The sequence below is a fragment of the Stutzerimonas nitrititolerans genome (genome assembly GCF_003696285.1).
In the GTDB taxonomy this organism is placed as follows: Bacteria; Pseudomonadota; Gammaproteobacteria; order Pseudomonadales; family Pseudomonadaceae; genus Stutzerimonas; species Stutzerimonas nitrititolerans.
Window position 1 is genome coordinate 51,825 of record NZ_RFFL01000008.1, and the last position, 16,275, is coordinate 68,099.

Here is a 16,275-nt window from a genome sequence, read left to right on the forward strand (position 1 = left end):
TGGCGTGAAGCTTATGGCTGATTCTCTCGCCGGGCATCGCGAAAGAACTCGCCGGGCGTGGCGCCAAACTGCTCGCGAAACGCGGCGATGAAGGCCGACAGCGATTCGTAGCCGCAGCCCAGCGCCACATCGGTGACCCGCTCGCCACGCTCCAGCGCCGGCAGCGCGCTGAGCAGCCGCAGGCGTTGCCGCCAGGCACGGAAGGTCAGGCCGGTTTCGCGCAGGAACAGCCGGCTCAGGGTGCGTTCCGAAACGTTTAGCGCCTGGCTCCAGTCGGCCAGGCTCTCGCGGGAGTCGGGGTGGTTCTGCAGGCGTTTGCACAGCTGGCGCAGGCGCGGTTCGGCTGGCAGCGGCAGCACCAGTTCGATCTCCGGCGCGCAACCCAGCTGATCCAGCAACACCTGCACCAGACGGCCTTCCGGACCATCCTCGGCATAGGCTTCGGGCAGCGTGCTGAAGTGCTGGATCAGCTCACGCAACAGCGGGCTGATCTGCAAGACGCGGCAGCGCTCGGGGGCGTCGCTGACCACGCTGCGGTCGATGTACAGGCTGCGGATGCAGGTATCCGCCGCGCAGAACACCTGATGAGTGATGCCGGCGGGCACCCATACCGCGCGCAGCGGCGGCGCGATGAAGCGGCCACGGTCGGTACGCACCTCGAGCACCCCTTCCACCGCATGGGACAGCTGCACCCAGGGATGGCTGTGGCGATAGCCGAGCTTGAGGTTGGGCGGTGAATCGAGCTGGCCATAGACCGGCCGTGGCAATTGCCGGAGCTCACCGAGGCGGGCGATCAGCGCAGCCTCTTGTCCGATTGGCGACATTTAGTGCCTGCCTGGCGTTAGTCGGAAAATTCCGATCACGATAAGGTCGCGGCCTGTTGTCTGCAAGTTACAAGGATTTTACGCCATGGCTCATCTGCGCCTGCTGTTCGATAACTTCACCCTCGCCCTGCTGGCGGTCATCGCCATCGCCACCTTCCTGCCCTGCGAAGGCCAGGGCGCGGTGATCTTCGGCTGGGCCACGACCCTGGCCATCGCCCTGCTGTTCTTCATGCACGGCGCCAAGCTGTCGCGCGAAGCGATTCTCGCCGGTGCCGGCCACTGGCGCCTGCACCTGCTGGTCTTCGCCTGCACTTTCGTGATGTTTCCGCTGCTGGGCCTGGCGCTCAAGCCGCTGCTGACGCCGCTGGTCGGCACCGAGCTGTACCTGGGCATCCTCTACCTCTGCGCCCTGCCAGCCACCGTGCAGTCGGCCATCGCCTTTACTTCGCTGGCGCGCGGTAACATCCCGGCGGCGATCTGCAGCGCGGCGGCCTCCAGCCTGCTCGGCATCTTCCTCACGCCGATCCTGGTGATGCTGTTGCTGGGCGTTGAAGGCGAAGCCGGATCGACGCTTGATTCCATCGGCAAGATCGTGCTGCAGCTGCTGGTGCCCTTCGTCGCCGGACAGTTCGCACGGCGCTGGATCGGCGCCTGGGTGACGCGCAACAAGGGCTGGCTGAAAACCGTCGACCAGGGCTCCATCCTGCTGGTGGTCTACACCGCATTCAGCGATGCGGTGGTCGAAGGTCTCTGGCAACTGATACCGCTGTCGCGACTGCTGGCGCTGACGCTGGTCTGCTGCCTGTTGCTGGCCATCGTACTCTGGGCCACGCATTTCCTCGGCAAGCGCCTGGGGTTCAATCTGGAAGACCGCATCACCATCCTCTTCGCCGCCTCGAAGAAGAGCATGGCCACCGGCGTGCCCATGGCGCAGGTGCTGTTCGCCACCAGCGCGGTGGGCACGATCATCCTGCCGCTGATGATCTTCCACCAGATCCAGCTAATGGTCTGCGCGGTGCTCGCCCAGCGCTATGCGCAGCGAGAGGAGGAGCCGGAGCAGCTACCCGAGACCGCTGCGCCATAACGCATAGGGAAGCGCTATAGCGCCGATTCCCAGCTGCGCGGTCAGGCATTTGTCTTTAACATGCCACGGGTATCCATCAGAAAGGGCCAATGCCGTGACCGCCACCAATCCGCTGCTTCGCGATTTCGACCTGCCGCCCTATTCCGAGATTCGCCCCGAGCATGTCGAGCCGGCCGTGGACAGCATCCTCGGCGACAACCGCGTCGCCTTGCAGGAACTGCTCAGCCGTCCGGCGGAAAGCCTCGACTGGTCGACATTGGTGGTCGGCCTGGATGAAATGAACGAGCGCCTCAGCCGTGCCTGGGGGCCGGTGAGCCACCTGAATGCGGTGTGCAACAACCCCGAATTGCGCGCCGCCTACGAGGCCTGCCTGCCCAAACTGTCCGCCTATGCCACCGAGCTCGGGCAGAATGCCGATCTGTTCGCCGCCTACCAGGCGCTGTCGCTGAGCCCCGAGGCGGACGGTTTCGATGTGGCGCAGAAGACCATCATCGAACATGCCCTGCGTGATTTCCGCCTGTCCGGCATCGACCTGCCGCCTGCCGAGCAGCAGCGTTTCGGCGCCATTCGCATGAAGCTCGCCGAACTGGGCAGCAGGTTCTCCAACCAGCTGCTCGATGCGACCCAGGCCTGGACCAAGCACGTCACCGACGAAAGCCTGCTGGCCGGCATCACCGATTCGGCCAAGACACAGATGGCCGAAGCCGCCAAGGCCAAGGAACTCGATGGCTGGCTGATCAGCCTGGAATTCCCCAGCTACTACGCGGTGATGACCTACGCCGACGACCGCGCCCTGCGCGAGGAAGTCTACGTCGCCTATTCCACCCGCGCCTCGGACCAGGGCCCGAATGCCGGCCAGTTCGACAACGGCCCGGTGATGGAAGAACTCCTCGATCTGCGCCAGGAACTGGCCAGGCTGCTGGGCTTCGGCAACTACGCCGAGCTGTCGCTGGCCACCAAGATGGCCGAAAGCACCGACCAGGTGCTGGGTTTCCTGCGTGACCTGGCCGTGCGCAGCAAGCCGTTCGCCGAGCGCGACCTGCAGGAGCTGCGCGCCTTCGCTGCCGACCATGGCGTGACCGACCTGCAGAGCTGGGACCTGGGCTACTTCGGCGAGAAGCTGCGCCAGCAGCGCTACAGTCTGAATCAGGAAGAGCTGCGCGAATACTTTCCCATCGACAAGGTGCTGTCGGGGCTGTTCGCCATCGTCCAGCGTCTGTACGGCATCGAGATTCACGAGCTGGAGGACTTCGACAGCTGGCACCCGGACGTGCGCCTGTTCGAGATCCGCGAGAACGGCGAGCACGTCGGCCGCTTCTTCTTCGACCTCTACGCCCGTGCCAACAAGCGCGGCGGCGCCTGGATGGATGGTGCGCGCGACAAGCGCCGCACCTGCCTGGGCACCCTGCAGACGCCGGTGGCCAACCTGGTCTGCAACTTCACCCCGGCGGTGGGTGAGCGCCCGGCGCTGCTGACCCATGATGAAGTCACCACCCTCTTCCACGAATTCGGCCATGGCCTGCATCACCTGCTGACCCGGATCGAACATGCCGGCGCCTCGGGCATCAACGGCGTGGCCTGGGATGCCGTCGAGCTGCCCAGCCAGTTCATGGAGAACTGGTGCTGGGAACCGGAGGGCCTGGCGCTGATTTCCGGTCATTACCAGACCGGCGAACGCCTGCCCCAGGACAAGCTGGACCAGATGCTGGCAGCGAAGAATTTCCAGTCCGGCATGATGATGGTGCGCCAGTTGGAATTCTCGCTGTTCGACTTCGAACTGCACGCCACCCACGGCGATGGTCGCAGCGTGCTGGAGGTGCTGGAAGGCGTCCGCGACGAGGTTTCGGTGATGCGTCCGCCGGCCAGCAACCGCTTCCCCAACAGCTTCGCGCACATCTTCGCCGGCGGTTACGCGGCCGGTTACTACAGCTACAAATGGGCCGAAGTGCTGTCGTCCGATGCCTTCTCGCGCTTCGAGGAAGAAGGCGTGTTCAATCCCGAGACGGGCCGCGCCTTCCGCGAGGCCATCCTGGCCCGTGGCGGCTCGCAGGAGCCGATGGTGCTGTTCGTCGATTTCCGTGGCCGCGAGCCGTCCACCGACGCGCTGCTACGCCATCTGGGCCTGTCGGAGAAAGTGGCATGAGCGAAGAATCGAAGGTCACCACCAAGCGCTTCATCGCCGGCGCCGTATGCCCGGCATGCAGCGCGGCGGACAGCATCAAGATGTGGGACGTCGATGGCGTTCCGCACCGCGAATGCGTGGTTTGCGGCTATGCCGACACGCTCAATGAACAGGGCCAGTCGGTGCCTTCGGAGCTGGGCACGCGGGTCAACCAGATCAAGCCGAAGACGGCCGATCCACAGGTGCAAGCGGTGCAGTTCTTCCCCAATCCGAAGCTGAAGAAAAAAACCGACTGATCGACCGGGAGCCTCGTCATGTGGCATCTCACCTGTGGCGATCTTGCCGCCGATAGCGTTCGGCGGCTGCTGGGCGAAGGCGACGGCGAAGCGGTGCGGGTCCTGCGCGACGATCTGGCCGTCGGGCCGCTTGCCGATATTGAATCTCCACCCTGTGCGGGGCGCGTGGCGTTCTGGGAAGGCGTCTGGCCGGCCGCTCTGGCACCACGCCCGGATTTCGCCTCAGGCCTCGCCGATGATGCCGAGTGGCTGGCAGGGCTGGCCAGCCAGCCGCGCCCGGTGACGGTCTGGCACGGTGACAGCGCTTCCGAACAGCTGCTGCTGGCCCGCGTGGCGGCAGCCCTGGAAGGCTCGTCGCTGCCGTTCCGGGAAGTCCCATGTGGCACCGGCGACAGTCGCGTCGGTCCGCGCATGGCGGTGTCCATGCATGCGCCGGAAGCGCTGGTGGCGTTGTATCAGCCGCGTGCCGTCGGGCCTAAGAGGACCGCCGAGCTCGCCAGCCAGTGGCGTGCCGCCGTGCAGGACAACGGGGCGATTCGGCGCTGGGCCGATGGGCGTTTCGCAGCCGAGGATCATGCGCGTATCGATGGTCAGCTGTTGGCGGCCTGTGGCGCCGACTGGATGCCGCTGGCCCGAGCCATGGCCGAGGTGATGAGCCGCTGCGACGGCTTCTTCGCCACCGACCTGTTCCTCTACTGGCGCGCCCGGCAATTGGCGCAGCGCGGGACCATCCAGCTCAGCGACAGCACGGCTGCCGACTACCGGGGCGTACAAGCGCGTCGCCGCCACTGACGCCGCTACGAGTGAGCCTGTACGCGGGCGCGTGATCCAGCCGTGCGGGGCCTTACTTCACTATTTCCGGCGCGGTACCGGCTGGTGCGGGACGTGCGAACAGGCGCTTGAGCTTCATCGCAGGCGCCTCGATCAGGCGCCATGACAGTGCAGCCAGCACCAGCGTCGGGACGAAGCTGATCAGGGTCAGCCAGAAGATGCCGATCTCGTGGCCCAGCAGGTAGACCGTCAGTTGCTGGAAAGGGAAGGCGCAGATGTACATGCCGTACGAGAAGTCACCGTATTTGCCGAACCGGGCGAGCCAGGGCAACGGCGCATAGGCCAGGTAGATGACCAGGTAGGGCAGCGCTACGGCGTAGACGACTGGTCCGATGGGCCTGTGGAAGGTCAGTACCAGTGCGAGCACCAGCATGCCGGCGATCCAGCCGCGCCACGGAATGCTGTCGCGGTACAGGTAGATCGCCGACCCGGCGTAGTAGAACAGGCCCAGCTGGAAGATGTTCTGCACCAGGAACGAGGTGATCCCGAGCCAGCCGACCAGCCAGAAATGACCCACCGCGAAAAACGCGATCGGCAGCGCTATCAGGCGCCGGTTGAGAATGCCGGTCAGCCCCATGGCCAGCACGCCTATGTACATCATGACTTCCAGTGGCAGGGTCCACAGCGAGCCGTTCACCACGTCGGGGTAGATGTTCTGATCGAAGACACCAGGCAGCTCGTAATGCGTGGCCAGGAAGATGTTCAGCAGATACGCCCAAGTGGTCGATGAGGCGAAATAGTCACCCGTACTTTCGGTCGTCACCAGCGGGCCGATGATGAAGACCGACAGCAACACCGCCAGGGCCAGCGCCGGCAGGATGCGTAACGCCCGCTTGATCAGAAAGCTCGTCGGGCTGCTGCTGTTCAGCCAGGACGAGGTGATCAGATAGCCGCTGATGACGAAGAAGATCGACACCGCGAACGACCCGCCGTTTTCGTAGCCGGTCAGCAGCTCGATCGGCTCCTCGGGTCGGCGCCCGGTCAGCGGATAGCTGTGGACCAGCAACACCAGCGAAGCCGCGAAGAAACGCAGGAAATCGAAATTGTTTTCCCGGGCGTGCAAAGATCCGTTGAGATGCATTGCGCTCTCCGCAACGGCCTTTTCAGCCGTGATTGTTGTTTTTATTGGGTGAAGGCTTCGTTCGGCCCCGTCTGCAAACGTTCAGCTTCTCCGACCGGCGGTCGTTTCGTTCTCTCGCTTCGGTGTCTCAGCCGGCGCGATTCCTGGCGTCGAACGACGCTGGTCGGAAGCTGCAGCAGAGGCTGGTCATTCTTTTATACTGTATGCATGAACAGTATTGGAATGCCGATCATGCCTCAGCCCACGCCACGCGGTCGCGGTACCGCCAGCAACCCGCACAACCGTTTCGCCCCGACCCGGAGCGAGGCCTACGACGATGGCTGGGAGCAGGAGGTGCCGCCGACGCGCGCCACCGAGGTACGCAGCGAGACGGCCAAGACCGTCATCACCCGCAACCAGTCGCCGGATGTCGGCTTCGATCGTTCGGTAAATCCCTACCGTGGCTGCGAACATGGTTGCATCTACTGTTTCGCGCGACCCAGCCATGCCTACTGGGACCTGTCGCCGGGCATCGACTTCGAGACCCGGCTGATCGCCAAGACCAATCTCGCCGAACGCCTGGAGCAGGAGCTGAGCAAGCCCGGCTACGTGCCGCAACCCATCGCGCTGGGCGTGAACACCGATGCCTATCAGCCGCTGGAGCGCGAGCAGCGCTTGACCCGCCAGGCGCTGGAAATCCTGCTGCGCTACCGGCACCCCGTGCACATCATCACCAAGGGTTCGCTGGTGCTGCGTGATCTGGACCTGCTGGTGCCCTTGGCCGAACAGCGGCTGGTCAGCGTCTCGGTCAGCCTGACCACGCTGGATGACGAGCTCAAGCGCATCATGGAACCCCGCGCCGCCTCGCCCGCGGCGCGTCTGCGCGTGTTGCGCACCCTGCATCAGGCGGGTGTGCCGGTCAGCGTGATGTGCGCGCCGATGATTCCGATGATCAACGACATGGAGCTGGAGCGCATGCTCGAAGCCGCCCGCGAAGCTGGGGCGGCGTCGGCGGGTTACGTGTTGCTGCGCCTGCCCCACGAGCTGGCGGGGCTGTTCGAGGACTGGCTCGCCGAGCACTTCCCGCAGCGCGCCGGGCACGTGCTGAGTCTGGTGCGCCAGTCGCGCGGCGGCCGAAACAACGACAGCCGTTTCGGCAGCCGCATGCGCGGCGAGGGACAGTTCGCCGAGCTGCTTGCCCAGCGCTTCCGGCTGGCCTGCAGGCGCCTGGGCTACAACCGTCGCGACCAGAATTTCGGGCTGGACTGCAGCCGCTTCGCCCCGCCCGGCCAACAGATGAGCCTGTTATAGACGCGTGCGGAGCCTGATCTGCGTAGGTGGATGGCCGAAGCCATCCACGCGGGCGCCTGGTCCTGCGCTGGGCGCGTTCGGGCTCTGGACTGGACGCGTGGAAAATCGCTACGCGAGTTTTCCACCCTACGCATCGCGTGCACGCCGCTTCGGAACTCTGCGCAGCGCCACGGCACCAACTATGACGGGACGAAGGGCTCCGTTTTGGCTGGAGGCAAGAGTGGATTGGATCGACCTGCTGCAATGGCCGGCGATGGTGGTCACCGTGATCGCGGCGTGGTTGATCGGCTCGCTGCGGCCGGGTCGGCGGACGGTCGGTTTCTGGTGCTTTCTGACCAGCAACCTGCTCTGGGTCATCTGGGGCTGGCATGCCGGTGCCTGGGCGCTGATCACCCTGCAAGTGTGTCTGGCGGCGATGAACATTCGCGGCGTGAAGAAGAACGACGGCGGCGCGGCGCGGGCCGAAGCGGCAGCGGACGGCTCTTGAATTGCGACTGGGCGATCGCTGTCTATACTCCGAAACGTAGGGGTACTGAGTGCAATCCGACTGTGCGTGCAGGCGAAGGATTGGCCACTGGGGTCTCGGTGGCACAGCCAGAGCAGATCGGTCCGATCGAGAACGTAGCTGAAACCACCGCGGCCATGGCTTCAGGCCCGGATCAGCCGATTCTCGGCGGAGCGAAGCGGTCGGCGGGATAACAAGAACCATAAGGGGAACCCGCAATGTCTCGACATCCAAAGTTCTGGATGAGTCTCGGGCTGTGGCTATTGTTCGGTCAGGCCCATGCTGCCTGGGACGTGAACATGCGAGCCGGTGTCACCGATGTCAGCCGCTCCGTTTTCGACCTGCACATGGCGATCTTCTGGATCTGCGTGGTGATCGGCGCGCTGGTGTTCGGCGTGATGATCTATTCGATGATCGCGCACCGCCGCTCCAAGCGTCTGCACTCGGCAAACTTCCACGAGAACACCAAGGTCGAGGTGCTCTGGACGGTCATTCCCTTGTTGATCCTGGTCGGCATGGCGGTTCCGGCGACTCGAACGCTGATCCACATCTACGACTCGACCGAGTCCGACGTCGATATCCAGATCACCGGTTACCAGTGGAAGTGGCACTACAAGTACCTGGGCGAGGACGTGGAGTTCTTCAGCAATCTCACCACCCCGCGCGACCAGATCAACAACCTGGCGCCCAAGGGTGAGCATTACCTGCTGGAGGTCGATGAGCCGCTGGTGATACCGACCGGGGCCAAGGTGCGCTTCCTGATCACGGCGGCGGACGTCATCCACTCATGGTGGGTACCGGAGCTGGCGGTGAAGAAGGATGCGATTCCCGGCTTCATCAACGAATCCTGGACCCGTGTCGAGGAGCCCGGCATCTACCGCGGCCAGTGCACCGAGCTGTGCGGCAAGGACCATGGCTTCATGCCGGTGGTGGTGGATGTCCGTTCACCGGAAGACTACGCCGCCTGGCTCGGCGAGAAGAAGGCCGAAGCTGCCAAGCTGGCCGAGCTGACCAGCAAGGAATGGACCCTCGAGGAGCTGGTGGCGCGTGGCGAGAAGGTCTATCAGACCAGCTGCGTGGCGTGCCACCAGGCCAGTGGTGAAGGCATGCCGCCGACCTTCCCTGCGCTCAAGGGCTCGCCGATCACTACCGCTGATATCGAGGCGCATATCGATATCGTCGTCAACGGCAAGCCCGGCACGTCCATGGCGGCCTTCGGCAAGCAGCTTTCGGAAGTCGACCTGGCCGCGGTGATCACCTACGAGCGCAACGCCTGGGGCAACAACACCGGTGAGATGGTCACGCCGAAAGACGTGCTCGACTTCAAACAGGCCGAAGAAGCCACCCAATAAGAGGAAGATGGCGATGAGTGCAGTGATCGACGACCATGGTCATGCCGGGCACGACCATCATCACGGCCCGGCCAAGGGCCTCTCGCGCTGGCTGCTGACCACCAACCACAAGGACATCGGCTCGATGTACCTGTGGTTCAGCTTCTGCGCCTTCCTGCTGGGCGGCTCCTTCGCCATGGTGATCCGCGCCGAGCTGTTCCAGCCGGGCCTGCAGATCGTGCAGCCGGAATTCTTCAACCAGATGACCACCATGCACGGCCTGGTGATGGTGTTCGGCGCGGTGATGCCGGCCTTCGTCGGCCTGGCCAACTGGATGATCCCGCTGATGATCGGCGCGCCGGACATGGCCCTGCCGCGGATGAACAACTTCAGCTTCTGGCTGCTGCCGGCGGCCTTCGGCCTGCTGGTCTCGACGCTGTTCATGGAGGGCGGCGGGCCGAACTTCGGCTGGACCTTCTACGCGCCGCTGTCGACGACCTACGCGCCGGAGTCGGTGACCTTCTTCATCTTCGCCATCCACCTGATGGGCATCAGCTCGATCATGGGCGCGATCAACGTCATCGCCACGGTGCTCAACCTGCGCGCGCCGGGCATGACGCTGATGAAGATGCCGCTGTTCGTCTGGACCTGGCTGATCACCGCCTTCCTGCTGATCGCGGTGATGCCGGTGCTGGCCGGCGTGGTGACCATGATGCTGATGGACATCCACTTCGGCACCAGCTTCTTCAGCGCGGCGGGCGGCGGCGATCCGGTGCTGTTCCAGCATGTGTTCTGGTTCTTCGGCCATCCCGAGGTGTACATCATGATCCTGCCGGCGTTCGGCGCGGTCAGCTCGATCATCCCGGCGTTCTCGCGCAAGCCGCTGTTCGGCTACACCTCGATGGTCTACGCCACCGGCGCCATCGCCTTCCTCTCGTTCATCGTCTGGTCGCACCACATGTTCACCGTCGGCATTCCGCTGACCGGCGAACTCTTCTTCATGTACGCGACCATGCTGATCGCCGTGCCGACGGGCGTGAAGGTGTTCAACTGGGTGTCGACAATGTGGCGCGGTTCGCTCACTTTCGAGGCACCGATGCTGTTCGCCGTGGCCTTCGTCATCCTGTTCTCCATCGGCGGTTTCTCCGGACTGATGCTGGCCATCGCCCCGGCGGACTTCCAGTACCACGACACCTATTTCGTGGTAGCGCATTTCCACTACGTGCTGGTGCCCGGCGCGATCTTCGGCATCTTCGCCTCGGCCTACTACTGGCTGCCGAAGTGGACCGGCCACATGTACGACGAAACCCTGGCCAAGCTGCACTTCTGGATGAGCTTCGTCGGCATGAACCTGGCGTTCTTCCCGATGCACTTCGTCGGGCTGGCCGGCATGCCGCGGCGCATCCCGGACTACAACATGATGTTCGCCAACTTCAACATGGTGTCCTCGGTCGGCGCCTTCATGTTCGGCGCCACCCAGCTGCTGTTCCTGTTCATCGTCATCAAGTGCATCCGCGGTGGCCCTGCTGCCGCGGCCAAGCCCTGGGACGGTGCCGAAGGGCTGGAATGGAGCGTGCCTTCGCCGGCGCCCTATCACACCTTCACCACGCCGCCGGATGCGCACACGCTGCACGAGCATCGGACGGGTCCGAAGCATGATTGACGACCGGCCGTCGAACGCTGGAGGGAAGCCTCATGAATACTGAGCTACCGCTTGCCCGTCTGGTCCGCCGCCTGCTGCTGGTGGTGGTGGCGATGTTCGCTTTCGGCTTCGCCCTGGTGCCGATCTACGATGTGATGTGCAAGGCCTTCGGCATCAACGGCAAGACGGCCGGCGCCTATCAGGGCGCGCAGACGGTGGACGAGGCGCGGGAGGTGCGCGTGCAGTTTCTCGCCACCAATGCCGCCGGGATGACCTGGGAATTCGGCCCGGTCGATGATCAGGTCAGGGTGAACCCCGGCGCCAGCCAGGAGATCCGCTTCATCGCCTACAACCCCACCGACAAGCCGATGACGGCCCAGGCCGTGCCCAGCGTCTCGCCCTCGAAAGCCGCGGCCTTTTTCCACAAGACCGAATGTTTCTGCTTCACCCAGCAGGTGCTGCAACCGGGCGAGCGTATCGAGATGCCGGTGCGCTTCATCGTCGACCGCGATCTGCCGGCCGATGTGCACCACCTGACCCTCGCCTACACGTTGTTCGACATCACGTCCAGCAAGCCACCGGTCGCCGCCTTGTCCGCGACTCCGGCCAAGGAGAGTCTGCAATGAGCACCGAGAGCCATCAGCGCATAGAAGGCCATCATCCAACCGAAAGCCATGAGCAGTACTACGTTCCCGCCCAGAGCAAATGGCCGATCGTCGCGACCCTGGCGTTGCTGGTTACCGTCTACGGCCTGGGCCACTGGTTCAACGACCTCACGGCCGAGCGCGACGAGTCCCACGGGCCGCTGATCTTCTTCATCGGCGCCCTGCTGATCGCCTACATGATGTTCGGCTGGTTCGGCGCCGTGGTACGCGAGAGCCGTTCGGGCCTCTACAGCCCGCAGATGGACCGCTCGTTCCGCTGGGGCATGACCTGGTTCATCTTCTCCGAAGTGATGTTCTTCGCCGCCTTCTTCGGCGCGCTGTTCTACATCCGCTACTGGGTCGGCCCCTGGCTCGGCGGCGAAGGCGACAAGGGCGTCAGCAACATGCTCTGGCCCGGTTTCGAGTACAGCTGGCCGCTGCTCAACAACCCCGATCCGAAACTCTACCCGGCACCGGCAGGCACCATCAGCGCCTGGGGCCTGCCGCTGATCAATACCATCCTGCTGGTCAGCTCCAGCTTCACCCTGACCTGGGCGCACCATGCGTTGAAGAAGGGCAACCGCAAGCAGCTCAAGCTCGGCCTGGGGCTGACCGTTCTGCTCGGCGCGGCCTTCCTCATCCTGCAGATCGAGGAGTACGTCCACGCCTACAGCGAGCTGGGGCTGACGCTGGGCTCGGGCATCTACGGCGCCACCTTCTTCATGCTCACGGGCTTTCACGGCGCCCACGTCACCATTGGCGCGATCATCCTGACGGTGATGCTGGTGCGCATCCTGCGGGGGCATTTCAATGCCGAGCACCATTTCGGTTTCGAGGCGGCCGCCTGGTACTGGCATTTCGTGGATGTGGTCTGGCTGGGGTTGTTCATCTTCGTCTACGTGCTCTAGCCAAGCACCGGCCGCAGCTGGCCCGAATAGAAGCCCCAGCCGATCAGCGCGACGATCAGCGCGCTGAGTAAGACGCGAACGAACAGGGTCATGACGACACGAGACGTCCGGCCCGCGTCATGGACCAGGAAGAACAGGCCACTGAACAGACTGATCAGCGTGGCGACTAAGAGAACAACGATAACCGCCTTGAGCATGGGCGGATCCACGACAGGGGTGATGGGGGTGGAGTATAGCCAGCCGTATCCACAGACCAGAGCGAATGCAGACGCGACCGTCGGAGCGCCGGCCATGAGCCGCTTCCGGCCGGGGCTGTTGCCGACGCTGCTGGTGCTGATGTTGCTGCCGGTGCTGCTCTGGCTGGGCTTCTGGCAGCTCGAACGCGGCGAGCAGAAGCGCGACATGCTGGAACGCCAGGCAGCGCAGGCGCAGGCCGAGCCGCTCTCTCCGGCCGAACTGGAGCAGATGGTGAACCCGGCCTACAGCCGTGTGTACCTGCAGGGCAGCTTCGATGCCGAGCACAGTTTTCTACTCGATAGCCGCACACGCGACGGTCAGGTCGGGGTGGAGCTGTTGCAAGCCTTTCAGGACCAGCCCAGCGGGCGCTGGGTCATCGTCAACCGTGGTTGGATTCCCTGGCCTGACCGACGCATCGCACCGCAATTCGACACGCCGCCGCAGTCGCTGAAACTGGCGGCGTGGGTCTATGCGCCCTCGGGCGAACCCTTCGTGCTCAATCGCGGCATGGCCGATGGCTGGCCGCGACTGATCAACTACGTGGACATCGCCGAGCTATGGGAGGCGCTCGGGCGCGACGGCGTCGCCTACGAGCTGCGCCTCGAACCGGGGCCGGCGGCCTACCGTGCCGACTGGCCGATCACCAGCATGAGCCCGACGCAGCACCTGGGCTATGCGGTGCAGTGGTTTGCCCTGGCCGCTGCGTTGCTGGGGCTGTTCATCTATTTCGGGGTGCATCAGGCACGGGAGACCCGTCATGCCAACCATGAATCCGACCCTCGCTCGTCCTGAACCGCGGCGCGGCCGCGGGCGCCTGCAGCTGCTGCTGATCATCGCCGTGGTGCTGGGGCCGATGCTGCTCGCCTCAGCCATGTACCGCTTCGATTTCTGGGTGCCGGAAAGCCGCAGCTATGACGGCGCGTTGATCGCCAACGGCCAGGGCCGCGATGCCATCGGCGTGACGGCCACCGGCAAGCCGCACTGGGAGTTGCTGGTCACCGCACCGCATGGCTGCAACGAGGAATGCCGACAACTGGTCTACCTGGCCCGCCAGATCAACATCGGCCTGGCCCGCGAGGCCGGGCGCGCCGGCCATGCGCTGGCCACCAGCCAGGCGCTGGAGCCCGATTACGCACAGCGTCTCGAACGCGAGTATCCGCAATTGGCGCGCTATCCGCTGGATACCGCTGCCTATTCGGCGAACCCCGAAGCACCTGCCGGACCGCAGCTGTGGATCGTCGATCCCCACGGCAATCTGGTGCTGCGCTACGACGCCAAGGCCGACGGCAAGGCGATTCTCGATGACCTGAAGTACCTGCTGAAGATTTCGCAAATAGGCTGACGAACAGCCGGAAGCAATACCGAACCAACCCCATCTCCTCTCGGGCAGCGGGCTGGAGTGAGAGGGGAAGTAGCCAAGCCCAACATTGGATTCGGGAACAGCATCTCCCCCGGTTTTTCACAAAGAGGACCTCATGCCACCAACATCACGCCCCGGATATCGCCTCGCTGTATTCGCCACGCTGCTGGCCGTGGTGGTCGTGCTGCTGGGCGCCTACACGCGGCTGACCCATGCCGGCCTCGGCTGCCCGGACTGGCCGGGTTGCTACGGTTTTCTCGCCGTACCGATGAGCGAGCACAAGCAGGCGCTGGCCGCCGAACGCTTCCCCGAGGCACCGCTGGAGGTGCACAAGGGCTGGAACGAGATGGTCCATCGCTACTTTGCCGGCGCCCTGGGGCTGGTGATCCTTGGGCTGGCGGTGCAGGCGCTGCGTCGCCGCGATGAGCCCGGACGGCCGGTGAAACTGCCGTTGCTGCTGCTCGGCGTGGTGATCGCGCAAGCGGCGTTCGGCATGTGGACGGTCACGCTGCAGCTATGGCCGCAAGTGGTGACCGCGCATCTGCTGGGCGGCTTCGCCACCCTGAGTCTGCTGTTCCTGTTGTGCCTGCGGCTGTCCGGGCGCTTGCCGGCGCTGGCCGCACCCGTTCCGCCCAGGCTGCGGCTGTTCGCCTTCGCCGCGATGCTGCTGGTGATCGGCCAGGTTGCGCTGGGCGGTTGGGTCAGCAGCAACTACGCGGCGGTGGCCTGCACCGACTTCCCCACCTGCCACGGTGAATGGTGGCCGCAGATGGATTTCGTCAGGGGCTTCGACCCGACCCAGCACGACATCGGTCCGAACTACCTCGGCGGCCTGCTCTATGGCGAGGCACGTACCGCCATCCACGTCACCCACCGGCTCGGCGCGTTGAGCGTGACGCTGGTGCTGCTGGTGCTCGCCGGTCTGCTCTGGCGGCACGGCCTGGGTCGTCTCACCGGGCTGCTGCTGGCCGCGTTGGCGCTGCAGGTCGGGCTGGGCATCAGCAACGTGGTGTTCAACCTGCCGCTCGCGGTGGCGGTCGCGCATAACGGCGGTGGCGCCGCGCTGCTGCTGGTGCTGGTGCTGGTCAACTACCGGCTGCGCCTCGCATCGCCTGTCGCTGCCGCCAGCCATCGATCCGTTTCGAACAGCCTGGGGCGGCTCGACCTGCCCCGCGCCTGACCATAAGGAGAACCCCCATGGCGACTCTACTCGGCGAACGCAGTGCCCGGGCCACCTGGCGCGACTACCTGGAGCTGACCAAGCCGCGGGTGGTGCTGCTGATGCTCATCACATCGCTGGTGGGCATGTTTCTCGCCACCCGCGCGGGGGTGCCGTGGACGGTGCTGCTGTTCGGCAACCTGGGCATCGCCCTGTGCGCCGGTGGCGCGGCGGTGGTGAACCATGTGGTGGACCGGCAGATCGATTCGGTGATGGCGCGTACCCACAAAAGGCCCCTGGCCGAAGGACGGGTATCGCCCGCGGCCGCGCTGACCTTCGCCCTCGTCCTCGGTGTGGCCGGGCTGCTCCTGCTGCTGGCCTTCACCAACGCGCTGGCGGCCTGGCTGACCCTGGCCTCGCTGATCGGCTATGCGGTGATCTACACCGGCTTTCTCAAGCGTGCGACGCCGCAGAACATCGTCATCGGCGGCCTGGCCGGAGCGGCGCCGCCGCTGCTGGGCTGGGTCGCGGTGACCGGTCAGGTCAGCGCCGAACCGCTGCTGCTGGTGCTGATCATCTTCGCCTGGACGCCACCGCACTTCTGGGCGCTGGCCATCCATCGCAAGGCCGAATACGCCAAGGTCAACATCCCCATGCTGCCGGTGACCCACGGCGAGCATTACACCAAGGTGCACATCCTGCTCTACACCGTGGCGCTGCTGGCGGTGAGCTTCATGCCCTACGCCATCCACATGAGCGGCCCGCTGTACCTGGCCGCCGCCGCCCTGTTGGGTGCGCGTTTCCTCTACTGGGCTGTGGTGTTGTACCGCGACAGCCGCCCCCATGCGGCAATCAGGACCTTCAAATTCAGCATCTGGTACCTGTTTGCGCTGTTCATCGCGCTGCTGGTTGATCATTATCTGCTGCTGAATATCTGAAGCCGTTCAATCAACAGGGAAAC

17 protein-coding genes are annotated in these 16,275 nt (G+C 64.7%); 14 read left to right on the top strand and 3 right to left on the bottom strand.

Annotation, left to right across the window (positions count from 1 at the left end; translation table 11 throughout):
- Window positions 1-11: 11 nt before the first annotated feature.
- Complete coding sequence (locus EA795_RS11535) at window positions 12-824, bottom strand: AraC family transcriptional regulator (RefSeq protein WP_122077404.1); 813 nt, start codon at window positions 822-824, stop codon at window positions 12-14.
- Window positions 825-909: 85 nt separating this feature from the next.
- Between EA795_RS11535 and EA795_RS11540 the strand changes: the two genes are divergently transcribed.
- The 4 genes from EA795_RS11540 to EA795_RS11555 all read left to right on the top strand — a co-directional run bounded on the left by EA795_RS11540 (window position 910) and on the right by EA795_RS11555 (window position 5,118).
- Window positions 910-1,908, top strand: coding sequence for a bile acid:sodium symporter family protein (locus EA795_RS11540; RefSeq protein WP_122077406.1), 999 nt, complete (start codon window positions 910-912; stop codon window positions 1,906-1,908).
- 94 nt (window positions 1,909-2,002) lie between these two features.
- Window positions 2,003-4,051 carry an oligopeptidase A gene (gene prlC, locus EA795_RS11545; protein ID WP_122077408.1) on the top strand — a complete coding sequence of 683 codons (2,049 nt, stop codon included), beginning with the start codon at window positions 2,003-2,005 and terminating at the stop codon, window positions 4,049-4,051.
- Window positions 4,048-4,326 (top strand): YheV family putative zinc ribbon protein, encoded by a 279-nt coding sequence (locus EA795_RS11550; RefSeq protein WP_014850982.1) that lies wholly within the window; start codon window positions 4,048-4,050, stop codon window positions 4,324-4,326. The genes prlC and EA795_RS11550 overlap by 4 nt, the downstream gene beginning before the upstream one ends.
- 18 nt (window positions 4,327-4,344) lie before the next feature.
- Window positions 4,345-5,118: a DUF1835 domain-containing protein gene (locus EA795_RS11555; protein WP_122077410.1), complete on the top strand. Its 774-nt coding sequence runs from the start codon at window positions 4,345-4,347 to the stop codon at window positions 5,116-5,118.
- Between the two features lie 52 nt (window positions 5,119-5,170).
- Here the strand turns inward: EA795_RS11555 and EA795_RS11560 are convergent, their stop codons facing one another.
- Window positions 5,171-6,238: an acyltransferase family protein gene (locus EA795_RS11560; protein WP_122077412.1), complete on the bottom strand. Its 1,068-nt coding sequence runs from the start codon at window positions 6,236-6,238 to the stop codon at window positions 5,171-5,173.
- Between the two features lie 222 nt (window positions 6,239-6,460).
- Here EA795_RS11560 and EA795_RS11565 point away from each other — a divergent pair, with 222 nt between their 5' ends.
- From EA795_RS11565 to EA795_RS11590, 6 genes are all read left to right on the top strand, one after another.
- Window positions 6,461-7,528 (top strand): PA0069 family radical SAM protein, encoded by a 1,068-nt coding sequence (locus EA795_RS11565; protein ID WP_122077414.1) that lies wholly within the window; start codon window positions 6,461-6,463, stop codon window positions 7,526-7,528.
- A gap of 181 nt (window positions 7,529-7,709) precedes the next feature.
- Window positions 7,710-8,015: a hypothetical protein gene (locus EA795_RS11570; RefSeq protein WP_376748235.1), complete on the top strand. Its 306-nt coding sequence runs from the start codon at window positions 7,710-7,712 to the stop codon at window positions 8,013-8,015.
- A gap of 236 nt (window positions 8,016-8,251) precedes the next feature.
- On the top strand, window positions 8,252-9,385 hold the full coding sequence (gene coxB / locus EA795_RS11575; protein ID WP_014850987.1) for a cytochrome c oxidase subunit II: 1,134 nt from the start codon (window positions 8,252-8,254) through the stop codon (window positions 9,383-9,385).
- Between the two features lie 13 nt (window positions 9,386-9,398).
- Window positions 9,399-11,027 carry a cytochrome c oxidase subunit I gene (gene ctaD / locus EA795_RS11580; RefSeq protein WP_014850988.1) on the top strand — a complete coding sequence of 543 codons (1,629 nt, stop codon included), beginning with the start codon at window positions 9,399-9,401 and terminating at the stop codon, window positions 11,025-11,027.
- Window positions 11,028-11,059: 32 nt separating this feature from the next.
- The gene (locus EA795_RS11585) at window positions 11,060-11,632 is read left to right on the top strand and encodes a cytochrome c oxidase assembly protein (RefSeq protein WP_122077416.1); all 573 of its coding nucleotides are present in this window, start codon (window positions 11,060-11,062) and stop codon (window positions 11,630-11,632) included.
- Window positions 11,629-12,558, top strand: coding sequence for a cytochrome c oxidase subunit 3 (locus EA795_RS11590; RefSeq protein WP_058077316.1), 930 nt, complete (start codon window positions 11,629-11,631; stop codon window positions 12,556-12,558). The genes EA795_RS11585 and EA795_RS11590 overlap by 4 nt, the downstream gene beginning before the upstream one ends.
- Here the strand turns inward: EA795_RS11590 and EA795_RS11595 are convergent.
- On the bottom strand, window positions 12,555-12,755 hold the full coding sequence (locus tag EA795_RS11595; RefSeq protein WP_122077580.1) for a twin transmembrane helix small protein: 201 nt from the start codon (window positions 12,753-12,755) through the stop codon (window positions 12,555-12,557). The two genes, EA795_RS11590 and EA795_RS11595, sit on opposite strands and share 4 nt — an antisense overlap.
- 94 nt (window positions 12,756-12,849) lie before the next feature.
- On the opposite strand from EA795_RS11595, the gene EA795_RS11600 reads away from it, so the two are divergent.
- The 4 genes from EA795_RS11600 (at window position 12,850) to cyoE (ending at window position 16,252) form a co-directional block, all read left to right on the top strand.
- The gene (locus EA795_RS11600; RefSeq protein ID WP_122077418.1) at window positions 12,850-13,587 is read left to right on the top strand and encodes an SURF1 family protein; all 738 of its coding nucleotides are present in this window, start codon (window positions 12,850-12,852) and stop codon (window positions 13,585-13,587) included.
- Window positions 13,562-14,137 carry a PA_0111/PP_0108 family redox-active disulfide protein gene (locus EA795_RS11605; RefSeq protein ID WP_122077420.1) on the top strand — a complete coding sequence of 192 codons (576 nt, stop codon included), beginning with the start codon at window positions 13,562-13,564 and terminating at the stop codon, window positions 14,135-14,137. The genes EA795_RS11600 and EA795_RS11605 overlap by 26 nt, the downstream gene beginning before the upstream one ends.
- 133 nt (window positions 14,138-14,270) lie before the next feature.
- Window positions 14,271-15,335, top strand: coding sequence for a COX15/CtaA family protein (locus tag EA795_RS11610; protein WP_122077422.1), 1,065 nt, complete (start codon window positions 14,271-14,273; stop codon window positions 15,333-15,335).
- Between the two features lie 17 nt (window positions 15,336-15,352).
- Window positions 15,353-16,252 carry a heme o synthase gene (gene cyoE, locus EA795_RS11615; RefSeq protein WP_122077424.1) on the top strand — a complete coding sequence of 300 codons (900 nt, stop codon included), beginning with the start codon at window positions 15,353-15,355 and terminating at the stop codon, window positions 16,250-16,252.
- The last annotated feature ends 23 nt before the right edge of the window (window positions 16,253-16,275 follow it).